Source organism: Ralstonia sp. R-29 (assembly GCF_049913345.1).
Classification (GTDB): domain Bacteria; phylum Pseudomonadota; class Gammaproteobacteria; order Burkholderiales; family Burkholderiaceae; genus Ralstonia.
Genome location: NZ_CP184378.1, coordinates 803,933 through 822,099, shown reverse-complemented (window position 1 = coordinate 822,099; position 18,167 = coordinate 803,933). Strand labels below are relative to the sequence as shown.

The following is an 18,167-nucleotide window of genomic DNA, read 5'->3' as shown; positions in this document are numbered from 1 at the left end:
TGTCGATGCCGCGTGCCGGGGCATCGACCGGATCAAGCAGGATCAAGCCGTTTCGTGCACGCCCAGGAAGTCCAGCACGGCTTCCAGGAACGCGTTAGGCAACTCCACGTTGGCCAGGTGCACGGTGTCGAGCATGCGCAGTTGCGCCCCGGGGATGGCGGCCGCGATTTCCTCGCCGTGGCGGGCAGACGTCACGGTGTCGTGCAGGCCGGCAATGACGAGCGTCGGCTGCCGGATCAGCGTGATGGTGCGGCGCAGGTCGGCATCGCGCACCGCTGTCCAGCCGCCGATGATGCCCTCGCGCGGCGTGGCCAACAGCGTGCGGCGGAACGGTTCAACGGCGGGGTCGTTCGCTTCCAGCATGTGTGCCGGGAACCAGTTGCGCAGGAACGTTTCTGCCGTGGCCTGCATATCGGGCGCTTGCTGCAGCTCCTGGATGGCCTGATCGAAATATTGCGTCGGGCCGATGTGCGCGGCGGTGTTGGAGAGCACCAGCCGATCAAGGCGCTCCGGCACATGAATCGCCAGCCATTGCGCCACGATGCCACCCAGCGATAGCCCCAGCATGTGCACGCGCTGGATGCCAAGCGCATCGAGCAACTCCACCACGTCACGCCCGAGTCGGTCCATCGAATACGCGCCCGACGGTGCATCGGAAGCGCCATGGCCGCGCGCGTCGTAGCGCAGCACGTGGAAGTGCTCGGCCAGCCCCGGCACCGTCACGTCCCACATGTGCAGATCGGTGCCGATGGAGTTCGACAGTAGGAGAACGGGCTTGTCCGCTGCGCCGTCAAAGCGATAGGCGATGCGCACGCCCTCGCCGGTGGTGATGAAGGAGAGGTCGTTGCGGTGGGTCATGATGGGCTCCTGAGCAGGACAGTTGAAACGATTGGGATGGCGTCATCGTAGGAGCTGGGTCGTTTTGTGGATACTATGAAGTTCTGACAAACCTTGTAGGTTTTGCCGACAATGCAGAACTTCACGCTTCATGAGCTGCAATGCTTCGATGCGGTGGTGACAGGCGGCAGCTTTCAGGCCGCAGCCGATCGGCTGCATCGCTCGCACCCTTCGGTGTTTGCAGCGGTGACCAAGCTGGAGCATCAACTGGGATTGAGCCTGCTGGACCGCAGCGGTTATCGCGTGCGCCTGACGGAAGCCGGGCAGTCGTTTCATCGCAAGGTGCAATCCCTGCTGCGCGAGAGCGATGAGTTACGGACCCACGCCCGGCAATTGGCGATGGGCGAAGAGGCCGAGTTGCGCGTGGTGTTGGGAGACCTCTGCCCGCTGCAGCCCGTGCTGGCATTGCTTAGCCAGTTCTTTGGCCAATGCCCGCAGACGCGGCTGCAATTGCAGTTCGAAGCCGTGACCGGCCCATGGGAGCGCCTGCTGGAGGGCGAGACCGATCTGATCGTCCACCGTGTGCCCAAGGGCGACGTGCGCATGGAATGGATCGACCTGGGCACCATCGCCATGGTGCCTGTGGTGGCGCCGGGTTTTCTGCCGTTTCCGATCACATCGACGCTCACGCCGCAGCAGATGCAGCGCTTCATGCAATGCGTGATCAATGATTCAGCGCGGCGGCCGCCCGAGCAATCCCACTATGTCATCGAAGGGGCCCCGCAATGCGCCGCGCCGGATCAGTTGATGAAGAAGGAGCTGATCTTGCACGGCATGGCGTGGGGCCATCTGCCGCGCTTCCTGATCGACGCGGAATTGCGCGAAGGGAAGCTGCTATCGATCGCAGGGCGGCATTTTCCCGGCATGGTGCAGGAACTGGTGGTCGCGCGCCGGCGGGATCAGCCGCATGGGCCGGTCGCCAATCGGTTGTGGGAGTTTCTCGGCAACCATGCGCCGTTGCTGAAGCCGGCATTGGGGCGTATGCCGCGTCAGGCGGGGGCGACCACCCGAAAGCGGGCGTAGCTCCGCACATGCCTCTTTCGTCTCGTCCCTGCCCAGGCAGGCGCGCCCTCTAGTCGACTTGGCGGAGTGCCCACTGCGCGGTTCCAGACTATAACCATTCATGCCCAACCAACCCCTTGGGCAAAGGGGGTGAACGATGGACGCACATGGCACCGACAAGGTCTTCGCCGGCTCGATTCCTGAACTGTATGACACGCTGCTGGTCCCGTTGATCTTCGAGCCCTATGCGGTGGAGGTGGCCGAGCGGGCTGCGCGCTGCAAGCCGAAGCGCGTGCTGGAAGTCGCGGCAGGTACCGGGGCGGTGACGCGGGCATTGGCACGTACGCTGCCGGAAACCACCGAGATTGTCGCAACCGACTTGAACCCGCCGATGCTCGATCGCGCGGCCGCCGTAGGCACGGTCCGCCCCGTGACTTGGCAACAGGCCGATGCCCAGCAACTGCCGTTTCCCGACGGCAGTTGCGATCTGGTGATCTGCCAATTTGGCGTGATGTTCTTTCCCGACAGGCCCAAGGCCTTTGCCGAGGCGCGGCGTGTGCTGACACCGGGCGGCACGCTGCTCTTCAGCGTGTGGGGCCGGATTGAAGACAACGATTTTGCCAACGCGGTGACGAACGCGCTGATGAAGCGCTTTCCCGAGAACCCGCCGATGTTTCTGGCGCGCACGCCGCATGGCCACTACGATGCGGCGCCTATTCAGCGAGACGCTCGCCTTGGTGGTTTCACCACAGAAGTCGCATGCGACGTTGTCACTGCACGCAGCCGGGCAGACACCGCGCGCGTGGTGGCGACCGCTTACTGCCAGGGCACGCCATTGCGCAGCCAACTGGAGGCATTTGGGCCCGATGCGCTCACTGACGCCACAGAGGTGTGTACCCGTGCCCTGTCCGCGCAGTTTGGCACTGGCCCGGTCGACGGAAAGATCCAGGCGCTGATGTTCAGTGTGACCGCGTAAGGGGGGGCAATCAAGCCGCCTGCTTGGTCGCGCTCATGTAGTTGCGGTTGTAGTTCAGCACGCGCCCCGTGGTCAGGTCATAACCGACGCGGCCTGTGAGCGTTTCCAGCGCACGGCCATACAGGTGGAAGTGGCGCGTCGGTTTGTTGCCCAGCACGTGGATGCTGTGGATGTCGTCGTCCAGAAAGGCGATGGGCGTGCCGGGCTGGACCACCACCTCCTGCGACAGATTGAGCGTGGCGCGCTCCGGGTCACGACCATCATCCGTGCGGGTGTAGACGCGGTTCAGCTCTTCGCCTTCCAGCGCCACGATCACCGCCCACGTAGTGTGGTTGTGCGGCGGCGTGGTCTTGCCGGGGTTGATGGAGTTCAGATACAGCGCGAAGGTCTTGTCGCTGTCTTCATGCAGCAGATAGCGGCTCGAGGCGTCGGCATCATTGGCAGGCGGCGGCGGAAAGGCGTCGAACGGAAACAGGGCCTCCTGCGCGGCCAGCTCCTGCAGCCGGTCGGCAATGCGCGCGAGCGACGCACGGGTGATGCCATCCTGCGAGGCAATGGCGCGGATGGCGACAAGGGTTTGTTGGATGGCGTGTTCGCGTTGCTGGGCGAGGCTCATAGCGGTTCGGCGCAGAGGGGTGGCTCAAGAAGGAGGCAGAAGAATGAGGCCCCAGTGTAGAGCGCCGAGCCCGTGCCACCAACGCACGATCCTGCATATGGATAGACGCATCGCTTCGTTCGTGCACGCGTGCCGGCGTGCCTACCATGGCTGCCTCCCAGTCCACTGAGTCACTGAAATTGATCGGTGCTTGCCATGCCGTGCGGGCGCATCGCGTCGTTGCAAATGCTCGCCAGCTATTGCTGCGCTTTCCGCCTAGCGCTGCATCCCGCATGGCATGTCCTGCCCCTCCCATTTCAATGATTCGGCGGACTAACCCGCAAAACACGCAGCAATACGCGAGGCATGTATGTCGACTCCCGCCATTCCCTCCATCAACGCCACTACGCTCAAAGCTTGGCTACATGACGGCGCAGAGATCGCGCTGTTCGACGTGCGCGAAGCCGGCGAGTTTGGCGAGGGGCACCTCTTTCTTGCCACGCCCGTGCCCTATAGCCGGCTGGAGGTGGAAGCGGTGCGGCTGGCGCCCCGGCGTGATGTGCGCCTAGTGGTAACAGACGCCGATGGCGGCGCGCTCGCCACACTGGCTGCCCGGCGCCTTGCCGATCTGGGCTACGGCAATGTGCATGTGCTGGAGGGCGGTAACGCCGGGTGGCAGGCTGCCGGCCTGGCGCTGTTCCAGGGCATCAACGTGCCGTCCAAGACGTTTGGCGAACTGGCCGAGCTGGCCTATCACACGCCGCATATCACGGCGGGGGAGCTGGCAGCCTGGCAGCGCGAGCACAAGCGGCACGTGTTGCTGGACGGACGCACCGTCGCGGAATACCGCCGCATGACGATTCCCGGTGCGGTGTCGTGCCCGAACGGTGAACTCGCGCTGCGGGCGCCTGCACTCATCCCTGATGACGACACGCCCGTCGTCGTCAACTGCGCGGGCCGCACGCGCAGCATCATCGGTGCGCAGACGCTACGCAATCTCGGATTGCGCAATCCGATCTACGCGCTGGAAAACGGCACGCAGGGCTGGCAACTGCATGGCCTCACGCTGGAACACGGCGCGGACCGACGCTACCCCGACACGATCGACGTGCCGACCCGCCGCCGTGCGCAGGAAGTGGTGACCCAGTTGTCGCGCCGGTTTGCCGTGCCCAGCATCACCGCCGCCGACGTACAGGCCGAGCGGCAGCGCGGCGCACGCACCGTCTTCCTGCTCGATGTGCGCACTGCCGAAGCCTTTGCACGCGGCAGCCTCCCAGGTGCGGTGCATGCACCGGGCGGCCAGTTGCTGCAAGCGACCGACCAATACGTTGGCGTACGCGGCGCTCGGCTGATCGTCTTTGACGACGATGGCATTCGTGCGCCGGTGATCGTCAGTTGGCTGCAGCAGATGGGCCACGATGCCGTCGTGCTGGAGGGCGGCCTCAGCGAGGCGAACGCCGCCGCGCTCGAGCAAGACGACGCGGCCTGGCACCCCGTTGCGCCATCGGGCATCGATGCCGGTGCTCTGCGCAATGCCTTTGCGAACGGACAAGTGCAGGTGTTCGATCTGCGCAGCAGCGCGGCTTATCGCGCGGGCCACATTCCCGGCGCACGGTGGTCGACACGGCGCCAGTTGGTCGATGTACGCGGCACGCATATGGTGCTGGTGGATGATGATCCTGCCGTCGGCGCACTGGCCGCGGTCGATCTGTTCGAACAGGGTGCGGCGTCCGTGCGGCGCCTGGATGGCGGCATTGCGGCCTGGCACGCCGCCGGCTATCCGCTGGAAGCCACACCCGAGTTGCCGACGGATGCCGAGCGCATCGACTACCTCTTCTTCGTGCACGACCGCCACGACGGCAACCTCGACGCCGCACGCGGTTACCTCGCCTGGGAAATTGGCCTCGTCGCACAACTCGATGCGCAGGAGCGCGCCGGTTTCAAGCCCGGCGTGCCCGACGCAACCGCCCATGCGCCGGCTCAAGCGAACGAAGTGGAGGCGCAATGACGCGCGACACTCGCCATGCCGCTGAAGCGCTTGCCACGCGCATCATCCACGCAGGCAGCCCACCGTTTGTGAATGGCTCCGCGCCCGTTAACGTGCCGGTAGAGCGCACCAGCACCGTGCGCCACGCCACCACGGCCGCACAGCACGACGTGCAAGCGCGTCGCAAGGCCGGTGAGAACGTTGCCAGCTACGGCCGCCACGGTTCACAGACGCACCGTGCGCTGGAAGACGCATTGCTGGCGCTGGAAGGCGGCGTGCGGGCGTTCCTGGTGCCGTCGGGTTTGTCGGCGATTTCGCTGACGTTTCTGGCGCTGCTCTCACCCGGTGATCACGTCATCGTGACGGACAGCATCTACGCGCCCGTGCGCCGGCTCGATGCGGCGCTGTTGCAGCGGCTAGGTATCGAGTTGTCGTACGTGGACCCATCCAACGGACAACTCGAAGCAGCCATCCGGCCGCATACGCGGCTGATCTATACCGAGTCCCCGGGGTCGCTGCTGTACGAAATCAATGACTTGGCTGCCATTGCCCGCGTGGCGCGACGCCATGACATCGTGCTGGCGACGGACAACACCTGGGCGTCGGGCATCCTGTTCCGTCCGCTGGATGCGGGGGCGGATGTGTCCGTGCTGGCGGCAACCAAGTACGTAGCCGGGCATTCGGATGTGATGCTCGGTGCCGTCATCGCCCGCACCGAAGCCGTGGCCGCGCGCATTGCAGCCGCGCACGATGTGCTGGGCCTGACCATCGGTGCAGACGATGCCTACCTTGCCCTACGCGGGGTACGCACGTTGCCAGTGCGCATGGCGCAGCACCAGCGCAACGCCACGCGCGTCGCGCAATGGCTGCAAACGCAACCGGGTGTCGGCCGGGTGTATTACCCAGCGCTGCCGGATGACCCGGGGCACGCGCTATGGAAGCGGGATTTCAAGGGCGCAAACGGCCTGGTTTCGTTCGTGCTCGAAGGTGCAGATGTCCGTGCGGCAGAGCGCGTGGCCGATGCCCTGCGCCTGTTCGCCATCGGGGCATCGTGGGGTGGTTACGAAAGCCTGGTCACCGTGGTTGCGCCGGAGCGCCTTGTGGACCATGCACAGTGGAACCAGGCTGGCGCTGTGCTGCGTCTGCACGTGGGGCTGGAAGATGCGGATGACTTGATTGCTGATCTGGCGCAGGCGTTGCAGCATGCGCCGGCGGCAGCGTTGCATGCCATTGGTGGGTGAGTTTTAGCCCATCAAACCGCAAACGCCGCGCTGGCAAAGGCGGCGTGCCAAGGGGCATGCGTAGCGGGCCGTGCACCGGCATGCCCGGACAGCGCGCGTGACAGAAACGCGCGCGTGCGTTCGCTGATGGGCGAGGAAAACAGTTGCTCCGCAGACCCACGCTCCACCACCACGCCGTGTTCCGTGAACACCACCTCATCACTGATGGCGCGTGCAAACGCCATTTCGTGCGTGACGAGCACGCAGGTCAGCCCATCGTCAACCAGCTCACCGATCACGTTGAGCACTTCGCCCACGGTTTCGGGGTCGAGCGCGGAGGTGACTTCATCAAACAGGATCAGCTCCGGGCGCATTGCCAGCGCGCGGGCAATCGCCACGCGTTGCTGTTGGCCGCCGGAGAGTTGGCCGGGGTAGGCGCGTGCCTTGTCGGCCAAGCCCACCTTTTTGAGTAGCGCGTGCGCGTCGGCTTCGGCCTCTTGGCGGCTGCGGCCCAGCACGCGCACAGGCGCAGCGGTGAGGTTGTCCAGCACGCACAGATGCGGAAACAGGTTGTATTGCTGGAACACGAAGCCGATGCGCTTGCGCAGGGCAATGGTTTCGGCTTCGGTGGCGAGCTGGTCAACGCGAATGCCATCCACCGCAATGCTGCCGCGCTGCGGGCGCAGCAACCCGCTGATGCAGCGCAAGAGTGTCGACTTGCCCGAGCCCGAGGGCCCGATGATTGAGACCGCCTGACCGCGATGCACATCGAGATCGATACCGCGCAGCACCTGCGTGGTCCCGAAGGTCAGGTGGACATCGCGCAACGCGACCAGTGGGGCAATGGCGCGCGCATCGGCAGGCGGCGCCTCCAATGGCAAAAGATCAGGCAACGACATGAGCGCGCTCCAGGCGCCGGGTCAGGCGCGAAATCGGGTAGCAATAGACGAAGAACAAGGCCAGCACGGTGAAGTACGTCAACACCGTAAACGGCGTGCGATTGATGGTGTTGCTGGCGATCTGCGCGGTGTCGAGCAGGTCGTGCACGCCCACGAGCGAGGCCATTGCCGTGCCCATAGTGATGACGGCATACAGGTTCATCCACGAGGGCAGCATGCGGCGCACGCATTGCGGCAGCACGATGCGCCAGAGGACGTCGCGACGCGTAAACGCCAGCGATGCTGCCGCCTCCCATTGGGTGGACGGAATCGACAGCACTGCGCCACGGAAGATTTCCGCCACGTGTGCGCTGGCGGGGAGCGCCAACGCGAGCGTCACCTTGAACCAGTCTGGAAACGGCACCACATGGCCACCCACGACCATTTCGAACGGCACGGCATACGCAATGCCATACACCAGCACGAGCCACGGCGCATTGCGAAAGGCCACCACATAGGTGCCGGCGATGCGCTGCAGGCCGCGCGCGGGCGACAGATGCAGCGCCCCCACCGCCAGCCCCGCCAGCGAGCCCAGGCCGACTGCCAGCAGGCTGATGCCGATGTTGATGCCCAACCCACGCAGCAGCGCGGGTGTCCATTGCAGCAAGGTCGCAAACAGACTGTCAGGCATGGGCAGGGGCTCCCGTGATGGCATGACCCTGGCCCGCCGTGCCGTAGCCGGGCATGCGTAGCCGGCGCTCCAGCCACAGCCCAGCGGCGTGCACGGCATAGGTGACCACGCCGTAGAACAGCAGCAACAGCACCATGCATTCGAGCACGTTGTCACGCTGCGTCCAGATCATCAGCGCGCTATAGGTGATGTCGCCCACCGCAATGGCGGACGCCAGCGACGATGCTTTCACCAGCTCCACCGTGTTGTTCATCAGGGATGGCAGCGCGGCGCGAAACGCCAGCGGAAGCTGCACGCGCCACAGCCGTTCACGTGCGTTGAAGCCCAGCGAGGTGGCGGCTTCGAGCATGGCGGGCGGCACGGCTTCGATGCCCGCGCGCAAGGCTTCGGCGTGGAACGCCGCCTTGTGCAGCGACAGCAGCGTCACCGCCCAGAAGAACGGCGTGAGCGGATTGGTCAATTGCCACTGCGCCAACGCTTGCGTGATGAGTGTATTGACGACCAGGAATGCGCAGCACAACTGCACCAGCGTGGGCGTGTTGCGTGTGAGTTCAACAAAGACCTGCGCGAGCCACACCACACGCCTGCGCGGCGACACCAGCAAGCGCGCCAGCCCCACGCCAAAGATGAGGCTCAGCACCACGGTACTCAGCATCACCAGCAGCGAGGTCTTTGCGCCCTGCAGCAACGAGTTGCGCTCGTAGGCCTCAGCCAGAAAGCTGTAGTCCAGGCCCGTGTGGCGGACCAGCGCGATTGCGCGCAGGAGCAGATCGTCGGTCAACGGCGGATCCTCAATGCTTCATTCAGCTGCAATGGTCAGCTGCGATTGGCCTTCAGCTTGTCATGCCACTCCACCAGCGCGGGCGATGGCGGCTGGATGCCGTTCTTCTTTTCGGTTTCGATCAGCCAGCCGGTGCGGTGCCAGCCTTGCACCACGCGGTCGAGCGCGGCCACGGTATCGTTCTCGCCTTTGCGCGCCCAGATGACGGTGGGCGCGGGGATGAGGTCGGGGCCGACGATGCGGTAGTCCTTCCATTCGGGGTTGGAGCGCGGCAGCGGCTGCAGCAGCGTGGCGTCGTGCACGGCGGCGGCGCAGTTGTTGCCGCGCAGCGCCAGCAGCGATTCGGCCGGGCTCTTGAAGCCCTTGGGGGTGGCGCCAATGTCGGCGGCCAGCGGCTTGGTATAGCTGCTGCCTTGCGACAGGCACACGTCCTTGCCCCTCAGGTCGCTCCACTGGCGCACCGGGCTGTCTTTGGGCACCAGCGCCACGCCGCCAACGCGGTAGTAGGGCGTGGGCACATGGGCCAGCAGTTCGGCACGCTCGGGGTTCAGTTCCATGGATGCCACCAGCACATCCACGCGGCCCTGCTGCAGAAACTGCACGCGGTTGGAGGGTTGCACCTGCACGGTTTCCACTTCCACACCCAGCCCGCGCGCCAGCGCTTGTGCCAGGTCCACATTGAAGCCCGTTGCCCGCTGCGTGGCCGGGTCGATGGAGCCAAAGGGGCCCCCCGACAGCACCACGCCCACCACCAGTTTCTTGCGCTGCTGAATTTTGTCGAGCGTGGCATCGGCATGCGCGGCCGCGGCCGTCAACAGAGAAGCGGCGGCCAGCGCGGCGGAAGCAAAGCGGAACCCAGTGGACGTAGCGGACATGGCGTGCGACAGATTGTTTCTGAGGCGGCCATTGTGTGAGACACCCGTCGTGCGGGGAACGAATAAAAACCGGAAACGTTATGCGCCGTTCACGACTTCTGCAGCCCCAGCCATACGCGCCACGTGGGCCGGTTGCGCATCCATTCGATCGTGCGGCGGCCGAGCGTAATGGAAGGCTGTTCGACATAGCGATGCAGCAGCGTGGCCAGCGCCAGCGTCAGCGTCAGGTTGACAGCAAACAGCATCAACTGCGAGCCGATCCACTCTGGCGCCAGCACGCCCACCAGCCGGTGCGTCGCCTCGATCACGCTAGGGTGCACCAAGTACAACGCGTACGAAAGCTCACCCAGCCAGACGACCACGCGCGGCACACGCAACTCGCCGCAGTGCTCCATGGCGACCAACCCAGCCAACAGCGCGCCCGCCGGCAGCCCACGCCAGAACAGGTCGAACTTCGGCGCCGGCGCGATCACCGAGATCAGGAACGCGCCCAGCCCAACCGCCAGCAGCACGCGTGCGATGGTGGGTGTCAGGCGGCGTCGGTGCAGCGCATAGACCCACGCCAGCCCCGCACCTAGCAAAAATTCCAGCACTAGCGGGTTGGCGGCCATCGCCTGTACGGGCGTCGCCCATGCGTGGAGCACTTCCGGGTCGCGCAGTACCACGCCGCTGTGCCAGAACGGCACGATCACCGTCGTGGTGAACAGCGCCAACGCCACCAGCCACAGCGCGCGGCGGCCAAACAGTGCCAGGCCCAGCGCGCACAACGCATAGAAGAACGCCTCGTAGTTGAGCGACCAGCCCACGTAAAGCGCGGGATACCCGAAGTACGGCGCATCCGCATTGGCCTGCGGCATGAACGCGAGCGAGGTTAGCAACACGCCCGTCGATACCGGGTTGAGCCAGGCGGAATGCAGCATGGACATCAACCAGTACGGCGGCGCCAACCGGAACGCGCGCTTGACGAGGAATTCGCCGGGCGCCTCCGGTGCTTTGCCCCGACCTTGGCCGAGCACAGCAACCCACGCGATGATGAAGCCGCTGATGACGAAGAACACATCCACGCCGACATGCCCGCGCTTGATCACATGCGTGGTCAACCACGCCAGGGCAGGGACGTCCGCGTGGGCGAGTGCCAAGCCCGAGTGGAATACGACGACGTAGAGCGCAGCAAAGCCCCGCAAGGCCTGGATGCTTTGGAGGGAAGAAGAGGAACGGTTCACAACTTGGGCCGGTCAACGTGCAACCCAAGCTGCCCAGCAAGCTACGTGCCGACCGCGTCTTGGTGTGGCGTTGCCGACGCTGTGGATGCAAACGGCGGTTTGCGTGGCGCGCCTACCTCCCCCAAGCGAATGAGCCGGGCGCGCACGACGTTGCGGCTGATGCCCAGCAAGCGCGCGGTTTCGCTCTGGCTGTAGTGGCAGTACCGGAACACCTCGCGGAACAGGGCGTCTTCCACCACCTGATAGACATCCGGAACATTGGCATTGCAGAGCTGTTGGATGGCCGTGCGCAGCGCACCGATATCGTCTGCTGCGGAGGCTGCCGGTACCTGTGCAGGCGGCGCGGTGACGGGCAAGGTGGGCGGTGAAACCTCTGCGTTGACTGGGCAGGCGGAGCGGTTCGACAGGCGCAGGCTGGTGGCGTCGATGGTGTTGCCGTCGCAGAGCAGCAGCGTCCGGTGGATCACGTTTTCAAGCTCGCGCACGTTGCCGTGCCAGGGTGCATGCGTGAGCAGGCGCTCGGCCTCGGGCGTGAGCATGGCGCGCGCATGGCCCAGCCGCTTGCTGTAGGCGTCGATGAAGTAGCGCGCGAGCGGCACGATATCGCCCGGCCGTTCCTTCAGCGTGAGGACATTGAGGTTGACGACGTTCAGCCGGTAATAGAGATCCTTGCGAAAGCGCTTCTCCTGGACCAGCGTTTCCAGGTCGACGGTCGTGGCGGCGACGATGCGCAAATCGACCGGGATGGGCGTGCGTCCACCCAAGCGCACGATTTCGCGCTCCTGCAGCACACGCAGCAGCTTGTTCTGCACCGGCAGCGGCAGATCGTTGACCTCGTCCAGGAAAATGGTGCCGCCGTTGGCTTGCTCGAACCACCCGACTTGTGTGCCGAAGGCGCCGGCAAACGCGCCATTTTCGTGACCGAAGAGTTCCGCATCGACCAGCGCGTCGGAAAAGGCGCCACAGCTGACCACCACGAACGGGCCATCCTGCCGCGTGCTGCGGTTGTGCAGATAGCGGGCGATCAGCTCCTTGCCGGTGCCGGTTTCGCCGGAGATCAACACGGTGGCGTCGCTGGGCGCCACCTGTTCGACTTCATCGAGCAGCGCCCGTGAGCGCGGGTCTTCAAATATCCACGCAGGAGTGCTGGCCGCTGGCGCGTGGCCCGGCGGCGGAGGCCATACAGGGAACGTCGCCATGATTGTCCATTCAGCTCGGTGGGATCAGGAATAGAAGGAGGGTTCGGGCAGCGCGCCGTTCAGCGCCCAGTCGCCCAGCTCGTGGAGCTTGTAGTCGACCGGGTCGTGCAGTGTTTGGGTGCGCAGGTTGCGCCAGAAGCGGTCCAGCCCCAGCGCGCCGTGCGTGGCGCGTGCGCCGGTGGTCTCAAACATCCGGCTGGTCAAATCCAGCCCGACGCGCGTGGCCGCCACCTTGGCCGTGGCCACGGCAACGGCCACATGCCCGCGCTCGTGCGCGGTGAGCACCGCGCCTTGTGCCCAGGCTTCATCAAACCGGGTGGCCGCCTGCTGTGCCAGCAGCCGCACGCTTTCCAGGCCCACGAAGAACTCGCCATAGTGCGCGAGCGTGTAGGCGTCCTTGCTGGCGCGTTCTGCGGTGGACCGATGCCAGGGGCGCGCTTCATGCAGCGTGTAGTGCTTGGCCTGTTCGAATGCGCCTTCCGCCAGCCCTAGAAATACGTGCACGAAGACAAGCTGGGCCAGCAGCGGACGCAATGAAGAGAACGGTGTGGTCAGTGGCCCCGGGTCGCGCAGCAGTTCGTTATCTTCCACACGGACTTTCTCAAACAGGGCGCTGCCGCTGTCGGTCTGCCGTTGCCCGAAGGCGTTCCAGTCGTTGTTGATGGTGATGCCGGCACGCGCCGTGGGTACGGCGGCAATCAACAGCTTGCGGCTGTGTTCGTCCAGCCCCGAGGCAATCAGCATCTGCGAATCCAGCGCGCCGGAGCAGAAGCTTTTCTTGCCGGAAAACTCGTACCAGCCGTCGAACCGGCGCACGATGGTGCGGTCGTCCAGCGGGTTGAGTGCGTTGCCCCAGAACCAGTGCTTGCGCGCGGTCTGTTCGTACCACGGCTCCCATTGGTCTGGCCGCGCAAATAGGCGCACGGTCGCCAGCAGCAGATGGTGAAAGCCGTAGACGTGCGCAATGGAGCTATCCACCTGCGCAAACTCGCGCACGGTGTCTAGCGTTTCGGCCCAGCTGGCACCGTGTCCGCCGTAGTGCTTGGGAATTGATAACGCCAGCAGGCCGCTGCGCCGCAGCGCGTTGCGCTCGGCCAGCGGCGTGCCGCCTGCGGCATCGCGTTCCACAGCGGTCTGCGCAAACTGTGCCGCCAGTGCCTTGGCGGACTGGCGGATGGGTGTCGCCGGAATGTCGATTTCAGGAGGGATCGCCGTCTCGGTCGTCATGGAAAATCGGAAAGAGGGTGGGGCCAGAGGTGAGACCAACTACGCCAATGCCGGCGCTTGCCGCGCCACGTCGCGGCCGAAATAGAAGTGCTGGATGTCCTGGCGCCGGCGCAGCGCGTGGGCCGTGTCACTCAGTACCGTGACGCCGGCCTCCAGTACCGTGGCGCGATGGGCGTATTGCAGTGCGACCGTGGAGTTCTGCTCCGCCACCAGGATCGATAGCCCTTCGTCACGGTTGAGCTGTCGCAGTCGCGCAAAGATGTCTTGCACCACCAGCGGCGCCAGACCCATCGATGGCTCGTCCAACACCAGCAGGCGCGGGCGTGACATCAGCGCGCGGCCAATGGCCGCCATCTGCTGCTCGCCGCCCGATGTGAGGCCGGCGGCAATACGGCGGCGCTCGTACAGACGCGGGAAGATCGCGTACACGCGCTCCAGATCGGCTGCAGTTTCTGCGCGCGAAGCGCTGCGGCCCAGTGCACCCGTGACGAGGTTGGCCTCGATGGACAGATTGGGAAAGCAGCGCCGGCCCTCCAATACCTGCACAAGCCCCAGGCGTACAAGTTGCGCAGGCGTGGTGCGCGCAACATCATGGCCGTCGTAGTGGATGGTGCCGGCCGTGACTTGCCCTCGCTCAGGCACCAGCAGGTTTGAGATGGCCTTGAGCGTGGTCGATTTACCCGCGCCATTCGCGCCCAGCAGCGCGTGCACCTCACCCCGCAGCACGGTGAGGCTCACGTTGTGCAGGGCGACGATGGCGTTCTGGTAAGTCGCCTCGACGGCATCGACGCGCAGCAGCGCAGCGGAGTCACTCATCGCCTGCGCGCTCAAGCCGCCTTGGCCACTGGCGGTGTTGTGCTTGCCGCCACCGTGCCGGGCCCCGCACCGATCTGCCAAACGTACGGCGGTTCGGTCCCATTGATGTGCCAGTCGCCGATGATGCGCGCCTTGTAGATCAGTGGATTGTGCAATGCCACCGTGCGCGCGTTGCGCCAGTGACGATCCAGCGCCTTGCCCGAGGCCGTGGCCGACGCGCTGAGCGCATTGAAGAATTGCGTGGCCGCGCGCAGCACGAGGTCTGCGATCGCCACTTGGCCTTGTGCGGATTCCAGTTCGGCGTCGATGTTGGCCTGGTGCTCCTGCGCGGCATCGCCGGCCCAGTGCGCATCGTAGGCACGCTGCGCCGCAAAGGTCGCGCGGATGGCGGTCGCTTCGGCTGCGTAGGCGAGGGCGGACACCTCGCCCACCACCTGTTGCACCTGCACGTCTTGCGCCACGGCCGGCGCGTTGCCGGTGCTGAAGATGCGCTTGCGCTCGCGCACTTGCTGCGCCACGTCGCGTGTGATGGCGCGTGCAATGCCGGCCAGCGTGGCCAGGTGGAAGAGCTGGTAGAACGCCGTCTGGTACTTGAAGCGGCTGGTGAACGGGAAGATGTTCTCCTCTTCCACGGCGGCGTTCTCATACACCGAGGTGCCGCTGCCCGTGGTGCGCTGGCCGAAGCCATTCCAGTCGTCATGGTGCGTGACGCCGGGCTGGTGCGAGCTGACTGCGGCGATGATGTCGGTGCCGTCTTCCAGGCGCGCGTACAGGTCCACCCAGTCCGCAAAGATGCTGCCGGTGCTGTAGTACTTGCGGCCGTTGACGACCCAGCGGCCATCTCGCTTCGACACGCGGGTAATGACGTCGCCGATGGCCACGTCGCCCACCTCTGTCCAGGCGTTGCCGACCAGATCCCCCGCCGCGAAGCGCCGCAGCCACACCTCGGTGCGCGCATCGCGCGGTGCGTTCAGGCGGTCTTCCACAAAGGCGAAGTGCCCACGCAGCGCCTGCACGATGTTGGAATCGGCATCGGCCAGTTCAATCAGCAGTTGGAACAACTGCGGCAGCGTGGCGCCGTCGCCGCCATATTCCACCGGCACGCGCACCGCGCCAAAGCGCGCTTGCTTGAGCCATTGGATGGCGTCCACGCCGAGTTGACGGTCGTGTTCGCGCTGCAGGGCGGTGTCGCGGATGCGCTGGAAGATGGGGCGGTACTTCTGCGCAAGGGCCTCGTATTCAGTGCCAAAGAGGGTGCTGGCGTGCGCTTGGGTCATGTCAAACCTCCGTCAGATCGGGGAAGGTGATGGGGGTAGGCGGGGAGCTGCCGTCAATCGTTGATGCTGGTACGCACCTTGATGTTTTTCTCCTTGGCGTACGCCAGCGACGATTTCTCGATGATCGGCCGCAGCAACTTCCAGTCCGGCGCGATCCAGTCGGAGATCACGTTCCACTTGGTGCCATCCCACTGCTGGAAGGCGACGCGGCCATCGCCCTCGTGGTTGTCCCACGTGACGTTGATGGAGTGGAACAGGCCCTTGGCGCCCAGCGCCGCCGCACGGGCCTGGTCGATCTTCAGGTTCTCCAGGCCCCAGCGGACTTCATCGCCCGTCAAGGTGCGCTTGCCGAACTTGGCCTGCGCGATGCGGATGGCTTCCACGTTCAGGATGCCGTTGAGCACGCCGAGGTTGTGATACACGCTGCCGATGCGCTTTTTGTCCTGCAGGTTGCCCTTGCCGTTGTCGTACAGCGTCTTGGTGATCTGCTGAAGCACCGGGTACTGCGCACCCGCCGCCACCGTGGTGATGGCCACGTAGCCCTTGGCTGCATCGCCGGCCGGGATCACGTCTTCTTCCGAGTTGGACCACACGTTGCCGATGATGTGGTCGGCCGGGAAGCCCGTCTTCTGCGCCGTCTTGAGCGCCACGGGGTTCATCACGCCCCAGCCGCGCAGCACCACGTAATCGGGTTTGGCGCGGCGGATGGCCAGCCACTGCGACTGCTGCTCGTTACCCGGGTGCGGCACCTCGATCTGCTGCACCGTAAAGCCGTATTTCTTCGCCAGCAGTTCGTAGATGGGGATCGTCTCCTTGCCGTACGGCGAGCCGTGATACAGCACCACGATCTTCTTGCCCTTGAGCTTGTCGAGGCCGCCTTCCTTGGTGCCGATGTAGTTGACGATGCCCGAGGTCTCGCTATACGGGTTGAGCAGCAGCGGGAAGATGTACTTGAACACGCGGCCGTCGGTGGTGTCGGTGCGGCCGTGGTTGATGGTCAGCAGCGGCACCTTGTCGGCCGTCACCCGGTCGAGCAGCGCATAGGCAATGCCCACCGACAGCGGGTTCCACGTGGCGATGCCGGGGTGGGTCTTCAGGCGCTCGTACACCTCTACGCCGCGTTCCACTTCGTACTGCGTTTCACCTTCTTCCCAGGTCAGCTTGACGCCGCCCACGCCACCGTCGCGCGTGTTGACGAGGTTCAGGTAATCGATGAAGCCGCCGAAGAACCCCGTGCCGCCGGCTGCGTAGGGGCCGACGCGGTAGCTTTGCAGCGGAAAGAACTGCTCATCCGCGTGGGCGGCTTGCACGCCCAGGCCGGAGATCGCAAGCGCGCCGGCCAGCAATGCCATCTTGATGGTGCGGGGGAGAGACATGGTGCAAAAACTCCTGGTATCGATACGACGTCGGTTGAATGGAGAAAACGTGGGAAATCAGGTTCGAGAAGCCGGGCGCGCTGCCTTGCCGATTCGAAGCAGCACCCGCTGCAACAGGGCAGCCAGCCCCTGGGGCTCGGCAATGAGGAAGGCGACGATGAGCGCGCCGATCACGATGCGCTGGCTGAGGTCCAGCACACCGGAATCGAATCGGCTGCCAAACACGAAGGCCCCAAAGCGGGACAGCAGCAATGGAAACACCACCACCAGCGCCGCGCCGAGGAACGCGCCCCGGATGGTGGCCAAGCCGCCGATGATGACGATGAACAGAATCTGGAACGAGCGATCGAGATTGAAGCCCGCCGGCTCCACCGTGCGCAGGTAGACGAAGCCCCACAGCACACCCGCCACGCCAATGACGAACGACGAGATGGCAAAGGCCAGCAGCTTGGTGCGCAGCACGGGCACGCCAGTCACGCGCGCCGCCAGTTCGTTGTCGCGCACGGCAATGAAATGATGGCCAGTGGGTGTGTGCACGAGCCGCCAGACTAGTGCGGTAAGGATCGACACCACCGTGAGCGCGAACACATAGCGCAGCGCTGGCGTATCGAACGCGAAGCCGGCCACCACGATGGGCGGTGCGTCGATTACACCCGACGCGTTGTTGTTGCTGAACCAGCCGTATTTGGTCAGCGCCCATTGCACGAAGAACTGCGCAGCCAGCGTCGACACCGCCAGGTAGAAGCCGCGCAAGCGTAGGCTCGGCAACCCGAACACCACGCCGATAGCGGTGGCGGCGAGCCCTGCCAGCACGATGCTGACCGGCAACGGCAGGCCATCCACGCGCAGGTTGAAGTTGTAGGCCGCAAACGCGCCCACTGCCATGAAGGCGGCCGATCCCACCGACAACTGGCCTGCGTAGCCGGTCAGCAGGTTTAGGCCCACCGAGGCCAGCGACAGCGCTAGAAAGGGGATGAGGATGGCGTCCAGCCAGTAATCCGATGCCACCAGCGGCACCACGAGGTAGGCCAGCAGCAGGGTCACCGCAGGCGTTGCCCAGATGGGCCAGCGCAAGGTGCGTCGCGCGACGGTGTTGTGTGCCGCAGGGGCAGACGTGGAATCCAGTGTCGTTGTCATGGCGTGGTGC

At 65.1% G+C, this 18,167-nt stretch carries 17 protein-coding genes; 4 read left to right on the top strand and 13 right to left on the bottom strand.

Annotated features, from left to right (window positions below; genetic code table 11):
• Window positions 1-42 precede the first annotated feature (42 nt).
• Window positions 43-858 carry a 3-oxoadipate enol-lactonase gene (gene pcaD, locus ACN9M1_RS20875; protein WP_426400481.1) on the bottom strand — a complete coding sequence of 272 codons (816 nt, stop codon included), beginning with the start codon at window positions 856-858 and terminating at the stop codon, window positions 43-45.
• A 111-nt stretch (window positions 859-969) separates the two neighbouring features.
• Between pcaD and ACN9M1_RS20870 the strand changes: the two genes are divergently transcribed.
• Together ACN9M1_RS20870 and ACN9M1_RS20865 are read left to right on the top strand one after the other, a co-directional pair.
• A complete protein-coding gene (locus ACN9M1_RS20870) occupies window positions 970-1,920 on the top strand; it encodes a LysR family transcriptional regulator (RefSeq protein WP_426400480.1) in 951 nt (316 codons plus the stop codon).
• Between the two features lie 136 nt (window positions 1,921-2,056).
• On the top strand, window positions 2,057-2,875 hold the full coding sequence (locus ACN9M1_RS20865) for a class I SAM-dependent methyltransferase (protein ID WP_426400479.1): 819 nt from the start codon (window positions 2,057-2,059) through the stop codon (window positions 2,873-2,875).
• A gap of 10 nt (window positions 2,876-2,885) precedes the next feature.
• On the opposite strand, the gene ACN9M1_RS20860 is transcribed toward ACN9M1_RS20865, so the two are convergent.
• Window positions 2,886-3,491, bottom strand: coding sequence for a cysteine dioxygenase (locus ACN9M1_RS20860; RefSeq protein WP_426400478.1), 606 nt, complete (start codon window positions 3,489-3,491; stop codon window positions 2,886-2,888).
• 349 nt (window positions 3,492-3,840) lie between these two features.
• Here ACN9M1_RS20860 and ACN9M1_RS20855 point away from each other — a divergent pair, with 349 nt between their 5' ends.
• On the top strand, window positions 3,841-5,478 hold the full coding sequence (locus tag ACN9M1_RS20855; protein WP_426400476.1) for a rhodanese-like domain-containing protein: 1,638 nt from the start codon (window positions 3,841-3,843) through the stop codon (window positions 5,476-5,478).
• Entirely contained in the window at window positions 5,475-6,698 is a 1,224-nt protein-coding gene (gene metC / locus ACN9M1_RS20850; protein WP_426400475.1) for a cystathionine beta-lyase, read from the top strand. Before ACN9M1_RS20855 ends, metC begins: the two co-directional genes overlap by 4 nt.
• A gap of 11 nt (window positions 6,699-6,709) precedes the next feature.
• Here metC and ACN9M1_RS20845 read toward each other — a convergent pair whose 3' ends face one another.
• The 11 genes from ACN9M1_RS20845 to ACN9M1_RS20795 form a co-directional block, all read right to left on the bottom strand.
• Window positions 6,710-7,576 carry an amino acid ABC transporter ATP-binding protein gene (locus ACN9M1_RS20845; protein ID WP_426400473.1) on the bottom strand — a complete coding sequence of 289 codons (867 nt, stop codon included), beginning with the start codon at window positions 7,574-7,576 and terminating at the stop codon, window positions 6,710-6,712.
• Window positions 7,563-8,246: an amino acid ABC transporter permease gene (locus ACN9M1_RS20840; protein ID WP_426400471.1), complete on the bottom strand. Its 684-nt coding sequence runs from the start codon at window positions 8,244-8,246 to the stop codon at window positions 7,563-7,565. The genes ACN9M1_RS20845 and ACN9M1_RS20840 overlap by 14 nt, the downstream gene beginning before the upstream one ends.
• A complete protein-coding gene (locus tag ACN9M1_RS20835; RefSeq protein WP_426400470.1) occupies window positions 8,239-9,027 on the bottom strand; it encodes an amino acid ABC transporter permease in 789 nt (262 codons plus the stop codon). Before ACN9M1_RS20835 ends, ACN9M1_RS20840 begins: the two co-directional genes overlap by 8 nt.
• Before the next feature lie 35 nt (window positions 9,028-9,062).
• A complete protein-coding gene (locus tag ACN9M1_RS20830) occupies window positions 9,063-9,902 on the bottom strand; it encodes a transporter substrate-binding domain-containing protein (protein WP_426400469.1) in 840 nt (279 codons plus the stop codon).
• Window positions 9,903-9,991: 89 nt separating this feature from the next.
• Window positions 9,992-11,125 carry an acyltransferase family protein gene (locus tag ACN9M1_RS20825; RefSeq protein ID WP_426400468.1) on the bottom strand — a complete coding sequence of 378 codons (1,134 nt, stop codon included), beginning with the start codon at window positions 11,123-11,125 and terminating at the stop codon, window positions 9,992-9,994.
• A 41-nt stretch (window positions 11,126-11,166) separates the two neighbouring features.
• On the bottom strand, window positions 11,167-12,324 hold the full coding sequence (locus ACN9M1_RS20820; RefSeq protein WP_426400467.1) for a sigma-54 interaction domain-containing protein: 1,158 nt from the start codon (window positions 12,322-12,324) through the stop codon (window positions 11,167-11,169).
• A 24-nt stretch (window positions 12,325-12,348) separates the two neighbouring features.
• Complete coding sequence (locus tag ACN9M1_RS20815; RefSeq protein ID WP_426400466.1) at window positions 12,349-13,551, bottom strand: acyl-CoA dehydrogenase family protein; 1,203 nt, start codon at window positions 13,549-13,551, stop codon at window positions 12,349-12,351.
• Between the two features lie 39 nt (window positions 13,552-13,590).
• Window positions 13,591-14,367, bottom strand: a complete 777-nt coding sequence (locus ACN9M1_RS20810; protein ID WP_426400465.1) for an ABC transporter ATP-binding protein — start codon at window positions 14,365-14,367, stop codon at window positions 13,591-13,593.
• An 11-nt stretch (window positions 14,368-14,378) separates the two neighbouring features.
• Window positions 14,379-15,644 (bottom strand): monooxygenase, encoded by a 1,266-nt coding sequence (locus tag ACN9M1_RS20805; RefSeq protein WP_426400464.1) that lies wholly within the window; start codon window positions 15,642-15,644, stop codon window positions 14,379-14,381.
• A gap of 53 nt (window positions 15,645-15,697) precedes the next feature.
• Complete coding sequence (locus ACN9M1_RS20800) at window positions 15,698-17,020, bottom strand: ABC transporter substrate-binding protein (protein WP_426400463.1); 1,323 nt, start codon at window positions 17,018-17,020, stop codon at window positions 15,698-15,700.
• A 57-nt stretch (window positions 17,021-17,077) separates the two neighbouring features.
• Window positions 17,078-18,157 (bottom strand): branched-chain amino acid ABC transporter permease, encoded by a 1,080-nt coding sequence (locus tag ACN9M1_RS20795; RefSeq protein WP_426400462.1) that lies wholly within the window; start codon window positions 18,155-18,157, stop codon window positions 17,078-17,080.
• Between the last annotated feature and the right edge of the window lie 10 nt (window positions 18,158-18,167).